Annotated in this window: 15 protein-coding genes; 12 read left to right on the top strand and 3 right to left on the bottom strand. The window is 68.7% G+C overall.

Annotated features, from left to right (window positions below):
• The first annotated feature begins 59 nt into the window (after positions 1–59).
• The 6 genes from AB0H50_RS13740 (at position 60) to AB0H50_RS13715 (ending at position 8,087) form a co-directional block, all read left to right on the top strand.
• Complete coding sequence (locus tag AB0H50_RS13740) at positions 60–1,379, top strand: aminotransferase class V-fold PLP-dependent enzyme (RefSeq protein ID WP_357451098.1); 1,320 nt, start codon at positions 60–62, stop codon at positions 1,377–1,379.
• Entirely contained in the window at positions 1,376–2,662 is a 1,287-nt protein-coding gene (locus AB0H50_RS13735; protein ID WP_357451095.1) for a heavy-metal-associated domain-containing protein, read from the top strand. Before AB0H50_RS13740 ends, AB0H50_RS13735 begins: the two co-directional genes overlap by 4 nt.
• Positions 2,659–4,242 carry a decarboxylase gene (locus tag AB0H50_RS13730; protein ID WP_357451092.1) on the top strand — a complete coding sequence of 528 codons (1,584 nt, stop codon included), beginning with the start codon at positions 2,659–2,661 and terminating at the stop codon, positions 4,240–4,242. Before AB0H50_RS13735 ends, AB0H50_RS13730 begins: the two co-directional genes overlap by 4 nt.
• Positions 4,242–5,570: a pyridoxal-phosphate dependent enzyme gene (locus tag AB0H50_RS13725; protein WP_357451089.1), complete on the top strand. Its 1,329-nt coding sequence runs from the start codon at positions 4,242–4,244 to the stop codon at positions 5,568–5,570. The genes AB0H50_RS13730 and AB0H50_RS13725 overlap by 1 nt, the downstream gene beginning before the upstream one ends.
• Positions 5,571–5,604: 34 nt before the next feature.
• Positions 5,605–6,231, top strand: coding sequence for a TetR/AcrR family transcriptional regulator (locus AB0H50_RS13720; protein WP_357451086.1), 627 nt, complete (start codon positions 5,605–5,607; stop codon positions 6,229–6,231).
• A 677-nt stretch (positions 6,232–6,908) separates the two neighbouring features.
• Positions 6,909–8,087, top strand: coding sequence for an acyl-CoA dehydrogenase family protein (locus AB0H50_RS13715; RefSeq protein WP_357451564.1), 1,179 nt, complete (start codon positions 6,909–6,911; stop codon positions 8,085–8,087).
• Positions 8,088–8,249: 162 nt separating this feature from the next.
• Here the strand turns inward: AB0H50_RS13715 and AB0H50_RS13710 are convergent, their stop codons facing one another.
• Both AB0H50_RS13710 and AB0H50_RS13705 read right to left on the bottom strand, forming a co-directional pair.
• On the bottom strand, positions 8,250–9,392 hold the full coding sequence (locus AB0H50_RS13710; protein WP_357451083.1) for a hemerythrin domain-containing protein: 1,143 nt from the start codon (positions 9,390–9,392) through the stop codon (positions 8,250–8,252).
• Positions 9,393–9,460: 68 nt separating this feature from the next.
• Positions 9,461–9,601, bottom strand: coding sequence for a hypothetical protein (locus AB0H50_RS13705; protein WP_357451080.1), 141 nt, complete (start codon positions 9,599–9,601; stop codon positions 9,461–9,463).
• A 162-nt stretch (positions 9,602–9,763) separates the two neighbouring features.
• Between AB0H50_RS13705 and AB0H50_RS13700 the strand changes: the two genes are divergently transcribed.
• From AB0H50_RS13700 to ligD, 5 genes are all read left to right on the top strand, one after another.
• Positions 9,764–9,994 (top strand): hypothetical protein, encoded by a 231-nt coding sequence (locus AB0H50_RS13700; RefSeq protein WP_068064169.1) that lies wholly within the window; start codon positions 9,764–9,766, stop codon positions 9,992–9,994.
• Between the two features lie 19 nt (positions 9,995–10,013).
• Complete coding sequence (locus tag AB0H50_RS13695) at positions 10,014–11,114, top strand: SPFH domain-containing protein (protein WP_357408436.1); 1,101 nt, start codon at positions 10,014–10,016, stop codon at positions 11,112–11,114.
• 32 nt (positions 11,115–11,146) lie between these two features.
• Positions 11,147–11,542: a cold shock domain-containing protein gene (locus AB0H50_RS13690; RefSeq protein ID WP_357451077.1), complete on the top strand. Its 396-nt coding sequence runs from the start codon at positions 11,147–11,149 to the stop codon at positions 11,540–11,542.
• 221 nt (positions 11,543–11,763) lie between these two features.
• Positions 11,764–12,852, top strand: coding sequence for an ATP-dependent DNA ligase (locus tag AB0H50_RS13685; protein ID WP_357451074.1), 1,089 nt, complete (start codon positions 11,764–11,766; stop codon positions 12,850–12,852).
• Positions 12,849–13,850, top strand: coding sequence for a non-homologous end-joining DNA ligase (ligD, locus tag AB0H50_RS13680; protein WP_357451071.1), 1,002 nt, complete (start codon positions 12,849–12,851; stop codon positions 13,848–13,850). The genes AB0H50_RS13685 and ligD overlap by 4 nt, the downstream gene beginning before the upstream one ends.
• A 13-nt stretch (positions 13,851–13,863) precedes the next feature.
• Here ligD and AB0H50_RS13675 read toward each other — a convergent pair whose 3' ends face one another.
• A complete protein-coding gene (locus AB0H50_RS13675) occupies positions 13,864–14,544 on the bottom strand; it encodes a hypothetical protein (RefSeq protein WP_357451068.1) in 681 nt (226 codons plus the stop codon).
• Between the two features lie 222 nt (positions 14,545–14,766).
• Between AB0H50_RS13675 and AB0H50_RS13670 the strand changes: the two genes are divergently transcribed.
• Complete coding sequence (locus AB0H50_RS13670; RefSeq protein WP_357451065.1) at positions 14,767–15,105, top strand: hypothetical protein; 339 nt, start codon at positions 14,767–14,769, stop codon at positions 15,103–15,105.
• Positions 15,106–15,166 lie beyond the last annotated feature (61 nt).

Below are 15,166 nucleotides of genomic sequence, written 5' to 3'. Positions count from 1 at the left end.
TACGAAAAGTGCGTATCGTTGAACGGTGTCCATGGCATCGGCGTGAAGGGAGCGTCACGTTGCGGTCATCCGCGCCAGGCTCGCACTTCACCTACCCCCCGGCCGCGCACGGACACTCCCCCGGCCACCGGATTCCCGCTCCGACCCCGCCCCTCTCCGACAAGGTACGCGCGCTCTTCCCCGCGCTCGCCGAATCGAACGAGGTCTACCTGGACAGCGCGGCCACCACGCAGAAGCCGCTGCCCGTCGTCGAGACCATCCACCGCTACCACTCTTCCCGCACCGCCAACACCGGTCGCGGCACGTATCCGTGGGCGACCGAACTGACCGCGCGGATCTCGGAGGTGCGCGCACGCACGGCCGCGTTCCTCGGCGCCGAACATCCCGACGAGGTGGTCTTCACCGGCGGCGCGACCGCAGCGCTCAATGCGGTCGCACTTGCCTGGGGTCTGGCCGAGCTCGCCGACGGCGACGAGATCCTCTACAACCCGCGCGATCACGCCTCCGCTGTGCACCCGTGGCACCATCTGCGCGGACTGCTCGGGCGATTCGGCCGCCGCATCGCGCTGATCCCTTATCGGACAACCGAACTCGGCGAGGCCGATACTGCCGACATCCTCGCCAAGATCACCCCGCGCACCCGGCTGGTCGTCACCAGCCACCTGCACCACGTCTTCGGCGCGCTGACCACGCTGGAGGAGCTGCGTGGGCGCATCGATCCGTCGGTGCTGCTGTGTTTCGATTGCAGTCAGAGCGGCGGCCACCTCCCGGTCGACGTGACCGAGCTCGGCGCCGACTTCGCGGTCTTCGCCGCGCACAAGATGCTCGGCGCACCGGGCACCGGAATCCTCTACTGCCACAGACGGATTCATGATCGGCTGCTCCCCTTCCTGCCCGGCGGCAATTCCGGGGTGCGGCTCACCGAATCGGGTCTGGTCGGCGCGGCCATGCCGGAGCTCCTCGAAGGCGGCACACCCAACATCCCGGGCATCCTGGCGCTCGGCACCGCGCTCGACGTGCTCGAATCCTTCGGCATGGCGGCCATCGCCGCGGCCAATCGCGAGCTCACCCTGCGGCTCGTCGACGGGCTGCGCGCGGTGCCCGGAGTCGAGTTCCTCCCCGGTCCCGCCTACGCGCCGTGCGCCGTCGGCTACGGCATCGTCTCGTTCCGTCTCGCCGGAATCACCGCGGCCGACGTGGGTTTCGTGCTCGGCCAGCTGGGCTTCCTGGTGCGCACCGGCCTGCATTGCACCCCCGCGACCGACCCCGGCGCCGACGACCTGGACTCGGTGCGGGTCAGCACGCACGTCTACAACACTCTCGACGAGATCGACCGGTTCACCGCCTGCGTCACGACGATCGCCGAGGAGGTCACGTGAACACCGACACCCCGCGCTACGACCGGAGGGCGGCGTCCCGGGTCATCGCCGGACTCGCCCAGCCGGGACTGTTCGGCGACGTGCCGGTGCCGCCCGATCCACGTCGGATCGAATTCACCTGCGCCACTTTGCTTCCCGAGCAGAACAGTCACCTGACCTATTCGCAGCGGCTGTACTTGGAGCGTTTCATGCGGCCGTGCCGCCCGCGGCAGGTGACCAGCGCGACCCACCGCATCGCGTGGACCGACAGCGACGGGGTCCCCAACACCGGGCACTTCCGCTCCGATGGTCTGGGTCCCCTGGTGCCGATCGCGGTACGCGAGACCGTACTGGCGCTGTGGCACGCGCTGCGCGCCGACACCGCGCTGGTGCACCGCGCCGAGCAACTCGGCCCCCGCGACCGCGCCGTGCTGGAGGGCACGACCACCGATCACGACCCGTTGGAGATCTTCCGCGTCGGCATCGAGGCGACCGGCCGGGCACTGGCCCAGCACGCCCTGCTCGCGCACCAGACGCACTACCGCGGCGCGGTCGAATTCGCCAGGGGCATGCGGGATTCCGGGCTCTTCGCGGCGATCGCGACGCGCTGGTTCTGGGAGTTGCAGGCTTCGACCTACCGGCGCGGCATGATCCCGGTGACCCTGGCCGCCCAGCCCGACGGCACCGTCCGCTACACCGCCGAATCGGTGGCCGTGCTGCGCGCCATGAAAGACGCCACCATCGCCGACGCCCACACCGCGATGCGCCGAGCCACCACGGTCGAGGGCCTGAGCGTCGCCGATGCCATCGCCAAGTACCACGAGGATCTCGACCTCATCTCGCGCCAGTACGCGCTGCTGCCGCCGGGCACCCGTCCGTCCTGTCTGGCGGCGATGCCGCATCAGCTCGACGGCGCGCACTACAGCCTGCTGCCCGTGGTGGTCGACCGCTTCGTCGAGGTCTTCACCGAGATCGTGGCGAGTTGCCGCCCCGTCGAGGTCGTCGCGACGCGGGCCGAGCACACCGCCGACGATCCCGCGACCGCGGAGGACCGGATCTTCTACGTCCCGGACATGAACTGCAAGCACTGTGTCCGCACCATCACCGGCATCCTGGAGTCCATGGGACTCGTAGTCGCCGAGGTGGACCTGATCACCAAGCGAGTGGTCGCCGAGTTCCGCAGCCCGCGCAACCGGGCGCGCGCGTTCGAGGCGATCCGTGACGGCGGCTACAACCCCGTCGCCAAGCGACCCGATCGCGTCGACGACGCCGAAATCGCCGCCCACTCGGAATCCGCGGTATGACGGCGCCGCTACCGGCGCTACCCGCGAAGATCCATCCGCTGGTTCGCGCCTTTCTCGACACCCGCGAAGCCCTGGACGAGACCCTGATCCGGTTCGGCTCGCCGGTGCATCTGGTCTTCCCGCAAGTCTTCGCCGAGAATCTGGAACAGGTGCGCGCGGTCCTCGATCGAGAGCTCACGGGGTATCGAATCTGCTACGCCCACAAGGCCAATCAGTCCCGCGCGTTCGTCCGCACCGCGGAGCGGGCAGGCATCGCCATCGACGTGGCCTCGCCGCAGGAGCTGGCCGGCGCGATCGGCGCCGGGTTCGGGCCGATGCGGATCGAGGTGACCGGACCGAAGGGCGAGGCGTTCCTGCGCACGCTGATCGAGTGCGGCGCGACGATCAACGTGGACAATCTCTGGGAACTGGGCCGGATCGCCGAGCTTGCCGGCGACCGCGCCACCGTGCCGGTGCTGCTGCGCGTCTCCGGCTTCCCCGGTTCGCCGCTGAGCCGTTTCGGTGTTCCGCTCGAGCACGTCGATCGCGCGTTGGATCTGCTCAGCGCCCATCGCGGCCGGATCCCGTTCCTCGGCTTCGCCTTCCACATCGATTCGGGCGAGAACGCCGAACGGGTGCGCGCGATCGAGGCCTGCCTGATCCTGGTCGAACGGGCGTACGCGCACGGCCTTTCGCCCAGCGTGCTCGACCTCGGCGGCGGTCTGCGCCAGGTCTTCACCGCCGACGCCGACCGATTCGACGGCTACGTTCGCGCGTTGCGTGAGTCGCTGCTCGGCCGCGGCGAGCCGATGAGCTGGGGCGACAACACCTTCGGCTTTCACGTCGACGGCACGGCGGTGCACGGCACGCCGGTGTTCCACAAGTACGCCAACACGATTCCGCCCACCCGGATGCTCGCCGAGCTGCTCTCCGCGCCCCTGGAACGGCAGGGTGGGCGCACGGTCGCCCAGGTCGCCGCGGACAACCTGCTCGAGCTCTGGCTCGAGCCGGGCAAGGCCCTCGTCGATCATGCGGGCGTGACGGTGGCGCGGGTCGAGTTCGTCAAGGAGCTCGGCGACGGGACGCTGCTGGTGCACGTCGACCTCAGCCGCGACGCGGTGACGCCCGCCGACCAGGAGGTGATGGTCGACCCGATCGTCCTGCCGAGCGCGGCGCTCGACACGGGCCAGGGCGAGCGGTACGACGACGGCGCGATCACCCCGCTGCGCTCGGCGGCCGACACCGCGCCCGCACTCGGGCCGGTGCGCGAAACCGGGCCGGTGGGCGTGTATTTCGCCGGACGGCTGTGCCTCGAGCGCGACCTCGTCACCAATCACAAGGTCTGGCTGGCGCAACGGCCCCGATCCGGCGATTTGGTCGTGTTCCCGAACACCGCCGCCTACCACATGGACCTGTCGGCGGCCTCGGCCTCGATGCAGCCGCCGCCACCGAAGCTCGCCGTGGCCGACCGCGCGGGCAGCTTCCAGGTGTGCCGCGACGTCGACTACGAGCCCCCTGTCCCGGTGGGCCCGCCCGCCCCGTGGACTCCGCCCCGTGCACCGCGCCGGACGCCGATGCCGAGCGAAACGGAGGCGCCCTGATGCTCTACGGCCACATCACCGAACTGATCGGCAACACGCCGCTGCTGCGTCTCGACCCCGCCGTGCACGGGCTCGAGCGCGTCGAGCTGTACGCGAAGCTGGAGTCGCACAACCCCTTCGGCTCGGTCAAAGACCGCGTCGCCTGGGGCATGATCCGCGACGAACTCGACGATATCGCCGCCGCCGGACAGACCATGATCGAGGCGTCCAGCGGCAACACCGCCAAGGCGCTGCGCGTGCTCGGAGCGCTCTCGGGCGTCGGGCTGCGGGCGGTGACCAACCGGATCAAGGTGGCCGAGGTCCGCGATCTGTTGCGGCTGCTCGGCACCGACATCGTCGAGCTCCCCGGGCTTTCCGAGTGTCCCGACCCGACCACGCCGAACGACGTGTATTCCGTGATCGAGTCGACCATGGCGAAACAGCCCGGCGTCTATCACCATCCCTCGCAGTACACCAACGAGAAGAACGTCGAGGCGCACTGCCTCGGGACCGGGCGGGAGATCCACGATGACCTGGCCGCCGAGGGTCTCGGCCGGGTGGACTATCTCGTCGGCGGGCTCGGCACCACCGGGTCCACCCGCGGCGCCGCAACCTATCTGCGCAAGCACAATCCCGAGTTGCGTACGGTCGCCGTGGTTTCCGAGCGCTCGGATTTCATCCCCGGCATCCGCTCGGAGACGGAGATGTGGGACGTGGGGCTGTTCCAGCCCGATTTCTACGACCGCATCGTCAGTGTCGCCTCGGGCGACGCCGTCGACGCGACGCTGCGACTGGCCACCGGATACGGCGTGCTGGCGGGGCCGACCAGCGGCGCGGCCTACGCTGCTGCGCTGGAAACTCTTGGTGCACTCGACCTTTCGGAACGCAACGCGAGCGATCCCGTGGTCGCGGTGATCATCGTCTGCGACCGGCTCGAACCCTATCTCTCGTACCTCCAGAAGCGCAGGCCCGAGTTGTTCGGCAGGCCGGATCGCCGAAGAGAGCCGACCGCTGCCGAACTCGCCGCGACGCCCCGGCTGACGCCCGCCGAGCTCGCGGAGCTGGACCGGACCGGACGGCCCACTATCGTCGACACCCGCGGCGCCATGGCCTATCGGATCGGCCACGTGCCCGGCGCGGTGAACATCCGCGACGATCAGCTCGAGGACATGCTCACCCACGGTGTCCCGTTTCCGCGCTCGCGACCGGTGGTGTTCGTGTGCCCGGTCGGTGAGATCTCGCTGCGCTTCGCCGCGCTCGCACGGCACGCCGGGTTCGACGCGGCGAGCCTGGATGGTGGCATCGTGTCCTGGCGCGACGCCGGGATCGCGCTGGAAAGCGGGGCCTGAACGGCCGATGCCCGGCAGGCATTACTGTGAATCGGTGCAGACAGGCCAGGAATCAGAGGACGCCGGTCCCCGAATCTGGGGCGGGACGACGCTCACCGAACGCCGGGAGGCGCGGCGCTCCGCGCTGCTGGAGGCCGCCCTGGATCTGATCGGCGAGGCCGGGGCCGCGGGCGTCACGATGCGCGCGGTGTGCCGCCGCGCCAACCTCACCGACCGGTACTTCTACGAGAGCTTCAGTAGCCGCGACGAACTGCTCGACGTGCTGTACCGGCAGATCGCCGACGAGTTCCTGGAGCCGATGACCGCGTTCGCCGCGGCCGACGACCAGTCGAGGGACAGGGCGCTCTCGGAGGTCCTCGTCGACAAGGTGCTGGAGGATCCACGCAAGTCGCGCCTGTTCCTGGTCGAGCCGTACTCCAGCACCGGCCTCGGCCAGACCACCATCGCGGTGATGCCCGCCTTCACCCGGCTGATCCAGGACCACCTGTTCGCCCACATCGCGGACCCGGTCCGGCGCAGGCTGGCCGCGGTCAGCATGGCCAGCGGCAACGCGGGCATGTTCTCCGCGTGGCTGAACGGTTCGCTGCGCGCGACCCGCGAGCAGATCGTGGAGCACTGCGTCGCCACCCTCACGGCCTACCGCTCGATGTACCACTCCTGATCCGGAACCCCCGCGGCCCGCCGCCTCCTCCGAGGCGCGCGGGCCGTTGTCGTGTGCGGCCTCGCTTCGATACGAACATTGACGGCAGGCGTCATCACTTCTAAATTGATGGCACCTGCCATCAGATGAAAGGCGCCGCCGCCATGACCCTGTTCAACCCGAAGACCGACACCTTCGCGGAGTTCGACCCGACGACCCAGCGGCTGCTGACCTCGCTCGTCGGCTTCTTCGAGAGCAAGGGCAAACAGGCGCTCACCGCCGACGCGCACCGCGGCGAGTGGTACGACGACTGGATGGCGTTCCTGAAGAAGTCGAGGATCCTCGCCTACATGGCCACCCCGAAGGCGCACGCGGGCGGCGATCCGGACAAGCGCTGGGACACCGCCTTCATCTCCAAGTTCAACGAGATCACCGGCTTCTACGGCGCGCAGTACTGGTACGCGTGGGGCGTGTCGACCCTCGGCCTTGCCACCATCTGGCAGAGCGGCAACGACAAGGCGCACGCCCGCGCCGCCGAGGAACTCGACCGCGGCGGCATCGTCGCCTTCGGCCTGTCCGAAAAGGACCACGGCGCCGACATCTACTCCACCGACATGCTGCTCACCCCCGACGGCGCGGGCGGATTCACCGCCAACGGCGGCAAGTACTACATCGGCAACGGCAACGTCGCGCGACTGGTGCCGACCATCGGGCGCCGCACCGACATCGAGGGCCCGGACGCCTACGTCTGGTTCCTCGCCGACAGCAGCCACCCCCGCTACACCCTGGTGAAGAACGTCATCCACGGCCAGAACTACGTCAGCGCCTACGATCTGGCCGACTACCCGGTCACCGCCGACGACGTGCTGCACACCGGCCGCAAGGCCTTCGACGTCGCGCTGGCCGCGGTGAACTGCGGCAAGTTCAACATCGGCATGGTCACCCTCGGTATCGTGCAGCACTGCTTCTACGAGACCGTCGATCAGGCGGCGAACAAGATCCTGTTCGGGCATCCGGTCACCGAGTTCGGCCAGGTGCGGCAGATCCTGTCCGACAACTACATTCGCATCACCGCCATGAAGCTCTATCACGAGCGGGCCATCGACTACATGCGCGAATCGTCCCCGCAGGATCGGCGTTTCGTCATGTTCAACTCGATCGGCAAGATGAAGGTGACGCGCGAGGGCGAGCGCGTCTTCCGCGAGCTCTCGGATGTCATCTCCGCCAAGGGTTTCGAGAAGGACACCTACTTCGCGGTGGCGCGCGGCACCATCGACTCGATGCCGCGCCTGGAGGGCACCGCGCACGTCAACATGGCGCTGACACTGAAATTCATGCCGAGCTTCCTCTACAACGCCGCCGACCTGCCGCCGGCGCCGGTGCGCCGCGACGCGGGCGACGACGAGGCGCTGTTCCGCCAGCCCGGCGCGGCCGGGCTAGGCAAGGTGCGCTTCGCGGACTGGCGACCGGCGTTCGCCGACTATCGCCACCTCCCGAACGTCGCGCTGTTCCTGGAGCAGGCGGAGCGGTTCGCCCAATTCCCGGTGCAGGCCCCCGCGACCGACGCGCAGCTGGCGGACCTGGACTACCAGCTGGCCGTCGGCGAGTTGTTCACGCTGCTGCCCTACGGTCAGCTGATCCTGGAGCAGGCGAAGATCGCGGGCACGCCCGACGACCTCGTCGACGCCATCTTCGAGCTGTTCGTCCGCGACTTCTCGGCCTATTCCCTCGGGGTCTTCACCAAGGCGTCTTCCACTGTGGCGCAACAGGAATGGGCCCTCGGTTCGTTGCGCAAGCCGATCACCGACACCGCGCGGGCCGACCGCGTGTTCGCCGAAGTGCTCGGCCACGCGGGAGCGTACCGGATGAACCCGTAGTCCTCGCGCACGTCGTTGGTGCCCGCCGGTGCGGCCCTGCCCCGGCGGGCAGCGCGCTGTCCGGAACCGGTGCGATGCCGCCCACAGCCTGGAACTCGGTGACCAGCGTCGGCTGGCGCAGCTCGGTCTCCGATCCGCCGGGCGACGCGCGGGTCCGACCGGTCAGGACGATTCGAGCTCGACGAGCTGGGCGAGCCGCTCGAGATCGCCGCGGAGGGCGCGCGAACGATCGCGGTGGGCGGGGACGAAGCGGTAGATCACCCGATCGAGCCAGACCGGGAGCGAGAGCACTCGGAACGTCTGCTCGATACACGTCCCGTCGGGAGTGGGCCGCAGCCGGAAGCGCCATTCGGAGTTGTCGCCGAAGGCGCCGTCGGTGACCCAGACCAGTTCCCGCGGCTTGTCGGCGACCGTGCAGGTGCAGACGCGGCGCCAGCGCCAGAGACCCGATCTGTTGCTGCCGCGGAAGCGGGCGCCGACCTCGGCGCGGGTGCTGTCGCCGAGCCAGTCGGCGCCGCGGCATTCGTGGCTCCATTCGCCGACGCGGGTGACGTCGGCCAGCACCGCCCACACCGCGTCCGGCGGCGCGGCGCAGAACACCTCGTTCCTGCCGCCCAAAGGCACACGCAGCGGGGAGAATTCGGCGGTGCGCCAGCGCCGGAACGCGGCCTTGCGGTATCGCTTGATCATGACGGGCAGCATCAGCCTGCGGGGCACGGCGGAAACCATGTCGCCGATCGCGGCGGTGTCGTCGGGCGAGGCGCCGTCCACGATGAACAGCCCCTCGTCGAACCGCTCGATCGGGCCGAGCGGTTTGACGTTGTACTCGCCTGTCCAGTGCCGCCATTCGCCCTCGGTGATCGCGGTCGAGACCACCGGCATCATCTGGTGCTCTTCGCGTTCCAGGTGCGGGAGCAGTACGGCCTCCAGCTCGTCGAGCGCCGCGAGCACATCTGCGCGAGCCTCGGCGGTGGCCCGGTAGGCCACCGCGGCGTCGACCAGCCGATCCATGGCGGGCACGAGGGCGCGGTGGTCGGCGTTCATCCTGTCGAGCAGCCGCGCCGCCGCCGGGTCGTGGTCGCGGACCAGCGGATAGAGGTGTTCGTCCTCGGATTCGTGGAGATGGCGCAAGAAGCGCATGATCCAGAGCAGATGCTCGGCGATCGCGACGCGTTGTTCGTCGAACGGGTAAGGCCATGCGCTCAGGGCGCTCCTGGCCCGGCGCAGGTCACGGCGCATCGCCGAGTGCACGATTCCCATCGCGCGGGTATCGGCGGGCCGTTCCAGGTCTGCGGAGGTGGTCATATGGATTGCTCCTCGGCGAGGTCGAGCAGCCGAATCGCCTGCACCAGCACGCGGCGCGGCGCGGCCGATCACGGGTTCGCGGTCTCGAGCAGGCCGACCGGCTCGACGGCGCGTTCACGGACGACACCGGCCGCGGCGAGCACCGCCGCCCTGGTCTCGCCTGCCGCCTGGCGCAGGGTGGAGCGATATCGCCGCGTGCTCGTGGCCATACTCCATTGTCGAACCGGCCGGTACTCGACACAAGGTTGTTCCAGCGAAGTATTCGTTCGTCGTCACTCGCGGCGCATCCGCCGTTTCGAAAGTCGCTACCGAAAAGTGGCCGGGCACACGTAGGCTGACGTGTTCCGGTGTCGAGGGCAGGAGTGCGAGGCATGACCGATCCCGTGCGTGGTCTGACGGGAACGATCACCACACCGATCCGCGGCGCCGGGACATTGGGAGAGGTGCTGGTCGCGATACGCGGGGGGACGGAGTTGTATATCGCGCGGGCCGCGGAGCCGATCGGGACGGGCGCCACCGTCCTGATCGTCGAGGCGCATCCCGGACGCATCGTCGACGTCGTTCCCTGGATCCCGCTGATATCGGAGCAGCAGGAACACTGAAAGAACAAGGGAGACAGACGTGCTGGGCTATCACGTGCCGGACCCGGACGAGGCGATGCTGGTCAGCGGCGCCAAGAGCAAGGACAACGCGCCGTTCAAGGTGATCATCGGCCGCGGGGCGTGGGCGGTTCCGCTGTTCCGCAAGGTCAGCTACTTGTCGCTGGCCATGTTCGAGGCGGAGATCAAGGAGCGCTGCGTCACCAAGCAGGCCATCCAGCTGGATGTTCGCGCGGTGATCGCGTTCAAGGTCGCCAACGACACTCAGTCGATCGTGAACGCCGCGCAGCGCTTCCTTTCCGAGCAGGAACGGGAGATGTCGGTGCTCACCGGCCGGATCTTCTCCGGTCACCTGCGCTCGATCGTCGGTTCCATGACGGTCGAGGAGATCATCAGGGAACGCCAGAAGCTGGCCGACGAGGTGCTGGTCGCCTCGAAGGTCGAGATGAGCAATATCGGTCTGTGGGTGGATTCCTTCCAGATCCAGTCCATCGACGACGGCAATCTGGGCTACATCAACGCCCTGGCCGCGCCGCACAATGCCGCGGTGCAGCGTGACGCGCAGATCGCCCAGGCGCAGGCCGCGCAACGGGCGGCGGAAGCCGAACAGGAATCGCTGCGCAGGCAGGCCGAATACCAGCGCGAGACCGCCATCCTCAAAGCCCAGTACCAGCGCGACATCGACAAGGCCAATGCCGAGGCGGCGCAGGCCGGACCGCTGGCGGAGGCCATCGCGATGCAGGAGGTGCTCACCGCGCAGGCCGAGCAGGCGCGCAAGGAGGCGCAGCTGCGTGAGCAGCAGTTGCAGGCCGAGGTGGTGAAACCCGCTCAGGCCGAGGCCGATCGGGTGCGCATCCTGGCCGAGGCGGAAGCCGATCGCACCAGGATCCAGGCCGAGGCCGCGGCCTCGAACAACCGGATCGCGCTCGACCAGCTGCTCATCGAACAACTGCCGGAAATCGTCAAACAGGCCTCGAACGGTCTGGCCAACGCCAATCTCACCGTGCTCAACGGACCGGACGGGGTGGGCGAATTGGTGAACGGAATGGTCGGTCAGGGACTCACCGTGTTCAACTCTCTGCAAAAGGCGCTTTCGAACAACGAAGCGGATAATGCGAGCTAAAGTGGCCGGGTAGCGACGGCGGCGAGGAGCGGGTGTTGGTGTCCATCGGGAAATTGGTGTCGTTCGACAGCTCTCGAGGGTTCGGGTTCATTCGACCGGAAGACGGTGGACCGGATGTGTTCGTGCACGTGAACGACATCGGGCTGGACGAGGACGAACTGCGCCAGGGCCGAGTCTTCGAATTCGACGTCACCGAGGGCGACCGGGGTCCCAAGGCGGTCAATCTCAGCGCGGTCGGCGGGGCGTCGGCCGCACAGCCCCGCCACAAGAAGGACAGGCCGTCGACCGGCCAGCTCACTGCCGCCGAGCACAAGCGCCTGATCACCGAGCTACTGCTGGACGCAAGCCCCGCGCTCACTGCGGGGGAGATCCTCACCATCCGCGACCGCCTCACCGCCTTCGCCGATCAGCACGGCTGGCTGGACTGACCCGCCGCCCGGCGTTAACCACACAAGCCTCCGCGCCGAATTCGCCCAGCTGACGGTCCCAACCGGGGAATTGCCGGTGAACAGCGCGCGCCCGGACTTCGAAGTGCGCCTCCTTGTCGTACCCGCGCTCTACGATCGACCGGGACGACCCGCTCCGCACCGATGAATTCGCGTCGGCCACGACGTCGACACGGGTGAGGACCAGACCCGAGGAGGAACGTGTGGACCTACCGGTGATGCCACCCGTCCGGCCGATGCTGGCCAAGACCGTGCCGTCCGTGCCGCGCGAGCCGGGCCTGAGCTACGAGCCCAAGTGGGACGGATTCCGTTGCGTGGTGTTCCGCGACGGCGACGAGGTCGAGCTCGGTTCCCGCAACGACCGCCCGCTGACCAGGTATTTTCCCGAGGTCGCCGAACTGCTGAAGCAGGCGCTGCCCGACAAGTGCGTGGTGGACGGCGAGATCGTGGTGGTCACCGAGCACGGCCTGGATTTCGACACCCTGCAGAATCGGCTGCATCCGGCCGCGTCCAGGGTGAACAAGCTGGCCGTGGAGACCCCGGCCAGTTTCGTCGCCTTCGATCTGCTCGCCCTCGGCGACAAGGATCTCACCGGCGAACCGTTCGCCGAACGCAGGCGGCTGCTGGAGACGATCCTCGACACCGCGCTCGCCCGCGTCCACCTGACGCCGCTCACCCGCGATCCCGCCGTGGCCGAGGACTGGTTCACCCGGTTCGAGGGCGCCGGTTTCGACGGGGTCATGGTCAAGGCCGATGCCCAGCCCTACCAGCAGGACAAGCGGGTGATGCTGAAGGTCAAACACGAACGCACCGCCGACTGCGTGGTCGCGGGGTTCCGCTGGCACAAGGACGGCGAGGGCGTCGGCTCGCTGCTGCTCGGACTGTTCGACGACGAAGGCCGCCTGCACCACGTCGGTGTGGCGAGCAGTTTCACCGCGGCCAAGCGCAAAGCGCTCGTCGAGGAGCTGAAACCGTTGCGGGAGAACGCCTTGGCGAACCATCCGTGGCGGGACTGGGCCGACGCCGCCGCGCAGGCCAAGGCGGAGGGCAAGATGCCAGGCGGGGTCAGCCGCTGGACCGGCGGCAAGGACCTGTCCTGGGAGGCGCTGCGGCCGGAGCTGGTCGCCGAGGTCCGCTATGAGCACGTGCAGTCGGGCAGGCTGCGCCACGGCGGCAGGCTGGTGCGCTTCCGATCGGATCGCACCCCGGATTCGTGCACCTACGCCCAGCTGGACGAGGTGGCGCCCGCCGAGCTCGGCGCCATCTTCACCGAGGCCGAGGCGTCCCGATGACCGCGTCGGTGGACATCGAGGTCGACGGCAGAACCGTCACCATCAGCAATCCCGACAAGGTCTACTTCACCAAACGCGGCGAGACCAAGCTCGACCTGGTGCGCTACTACCAGGCGGTGGCCGAGCCGTTCCTCGGCGTGGTGCGGGACCGGCCGCTGCTGCTGGAGCGCTACCCCGATGGGGCGTCGGGCAAGTCGTGGTTCCAGAAGCGGGTGCCGAAATCCGCGCCCGACTGGCTGCACACCGTCGAGGTGTCCACGCCCAACGGCACGACCAGCGACGCGCTGGTCGCCCACGATCTCGCGCATATTCTGTGGGCCGTCAACCAGGGCTGCCTGGGCTTCCACGTCTGGCCCAATCGCGTCGCCGATCTGCGCATCGCCGACGAATTGCGCATCGACCTCGATCCCTCCCCCGGCATCACCTTCGACGACCTGAAGCAGGCCGCCGTGCTCACCAGGGATCTGTTCGCCGAACTCGGCGTCGAGTCCCGGATCAAGACTTCCGGGTCGCGCGGCCTGCACATCTATGTGGCTCTCCAAGAGAAATGGGACGGCTACCAGGTGCGGGCGGCCGCGGTCGCGCTGGCCAGGGAGCTCGAGCGCAGGCACCCCGAACTGATCACCGCGCAGTGGTGGAAAGAGGAACGCGGCCACCGGGTGTTCGTCGACTTCAACCAGAACGCGCCGCACAAAACGGTGTTCGGCGCGTGGTGCGTGCGCCCGAAGGTAGGCGCGCAGGTCTCGACGCCGATCTCCTGGGACGATCTGGCCACCGTCGCGCCGGACGAGCTGACCATCGCGACCGTCCCCGCCCGGCTCGCCGAGCGCGGCGACCCCTGGGCCGACCGGGTGCCGCAGTCCATCGAACCGCTGCTCGAGATGTCCGACCGCGACATGGCGGCGGGCCTGATGGACGCGCCGTGGCCCCCGCAGTATCCGAAGATGCCCAACGAACCGCCGCGCGTGCAGCCCAGCCGGGCGAAGAAGTCGGACTGAGGGCCTCGGGCGGCTATTCCGTCCAGAGCACCCAGGCCCCGCCGCGACCCTGGGTCTCGCACACCAGGGCGCGCCCGTCCGACGTGCGGCCGGTCTTGGTGACCGAGGAGTCGCACTTCGAGCCCGCTTCGTAGACTCCGGTGCCAACGTTGTAGGGGCCGGACCACTGGTAGCCGCTTTCGGCGGCCGCGTTGGCCAGACACAGCAGCGTGCCACCGTCCGCCGCGGCGCCGATCAGGGCCGCTTGGGCTTCGGTGCAGGCGCCGCCCTTGCGCGCCGCGGGCGGGGCGGTGGTCGCGGGCGGTGGCGGCGGAGCGACCGTGGTCGGCGCCGAGGTGGTGGCGACCGTCGTCACCTGGGCGGTGGTCGTCGCGGTCGCCTGACCGGCCCGGGAAACGGTGTCGGGCAAGACATTTCGGCCCATGAAGAAGAATCCCGCCACCGCCGCGACCTCGGCCGCGCCGAGCAACAGCGCGCAACAGGCCATCACGCGGCCGCGCGGATGACTGAAGGCGATGAACCCGAAGACGATCGCGACGGGGAACAGCGCGAGCAGGGCGGCCACCAGCGCGACGATCGCGTAGGGATTGACGATCGGCCGCGACTCGTACGGGTACGGATCCTCCGGTTCCCGGTCGTCCGGCCAAGTCTCCGGCCAGCGCTCGCGCTCCTGCCACTGTTGCGTGCGTGCCATTCACGTCCCTCTCGCGTCAAAACTCTCGCGCAGGAACCCGGGCTGTCCGGCCCCGCCCGATACGCAGACAGAATACGGAGGAAATGCCGCAATAAGACCGAATTGTCCGATCGGCTCGGAATAACGAACTCGGCACAACGCTCGCCCCCGCGGCGCAGGAGGTTCATGCTGAGCTTGCAGTGATATCGCTGATAATGCGCTGGTTCACCTCAGGAGGGAGCGATGCCAGGACCTACCGATTCACCGAGCGAGGGCAAGCCGCTCTGGCATGCCCAAGCGGGCGATATGCTCGACGATAACTACAACATGCCCGGAATTGTGCTGTGCGCGCTGGGGGTGGTCGCGGTGGCGTGCACGCTGGCCGCGGCCGGGTATGGCTACGCCGGCTGGACGCAACTCGGCGCAATCGTTACGGCGCTGCTGTGGAGTCTCGGAATCGGCGCACTGGTGGTCGAGCACCGGCGGGAAGAACTGATAGAACTGCGGTACGGCAGGCAGGGCCACGCACCCGGCGGTCTTCGCCCGGTGCACTACAGCGCCGCGCGGACGCCCGACGCCTGAGCCGCCGACGCAGGCCGGCCCAGGCGCCCGACACGGGGCGAACTCGAAGATCTCAGATGCA

It is taken from the genome of Nocardia sp. NPDC050793 (assembly GCF_040654065.1).
Classification (GTDB): domain Bacteria; phylum Actinomycetota; class Actinomycetes; order Mycobacteriales; family Mycobacteriaceae; genus Nocardia.
The sequence above is the reverse complement of the archived record's forward strand: the minus strand, read 5'-3'. Positions and strand labels throughout refer to the sequence as shown.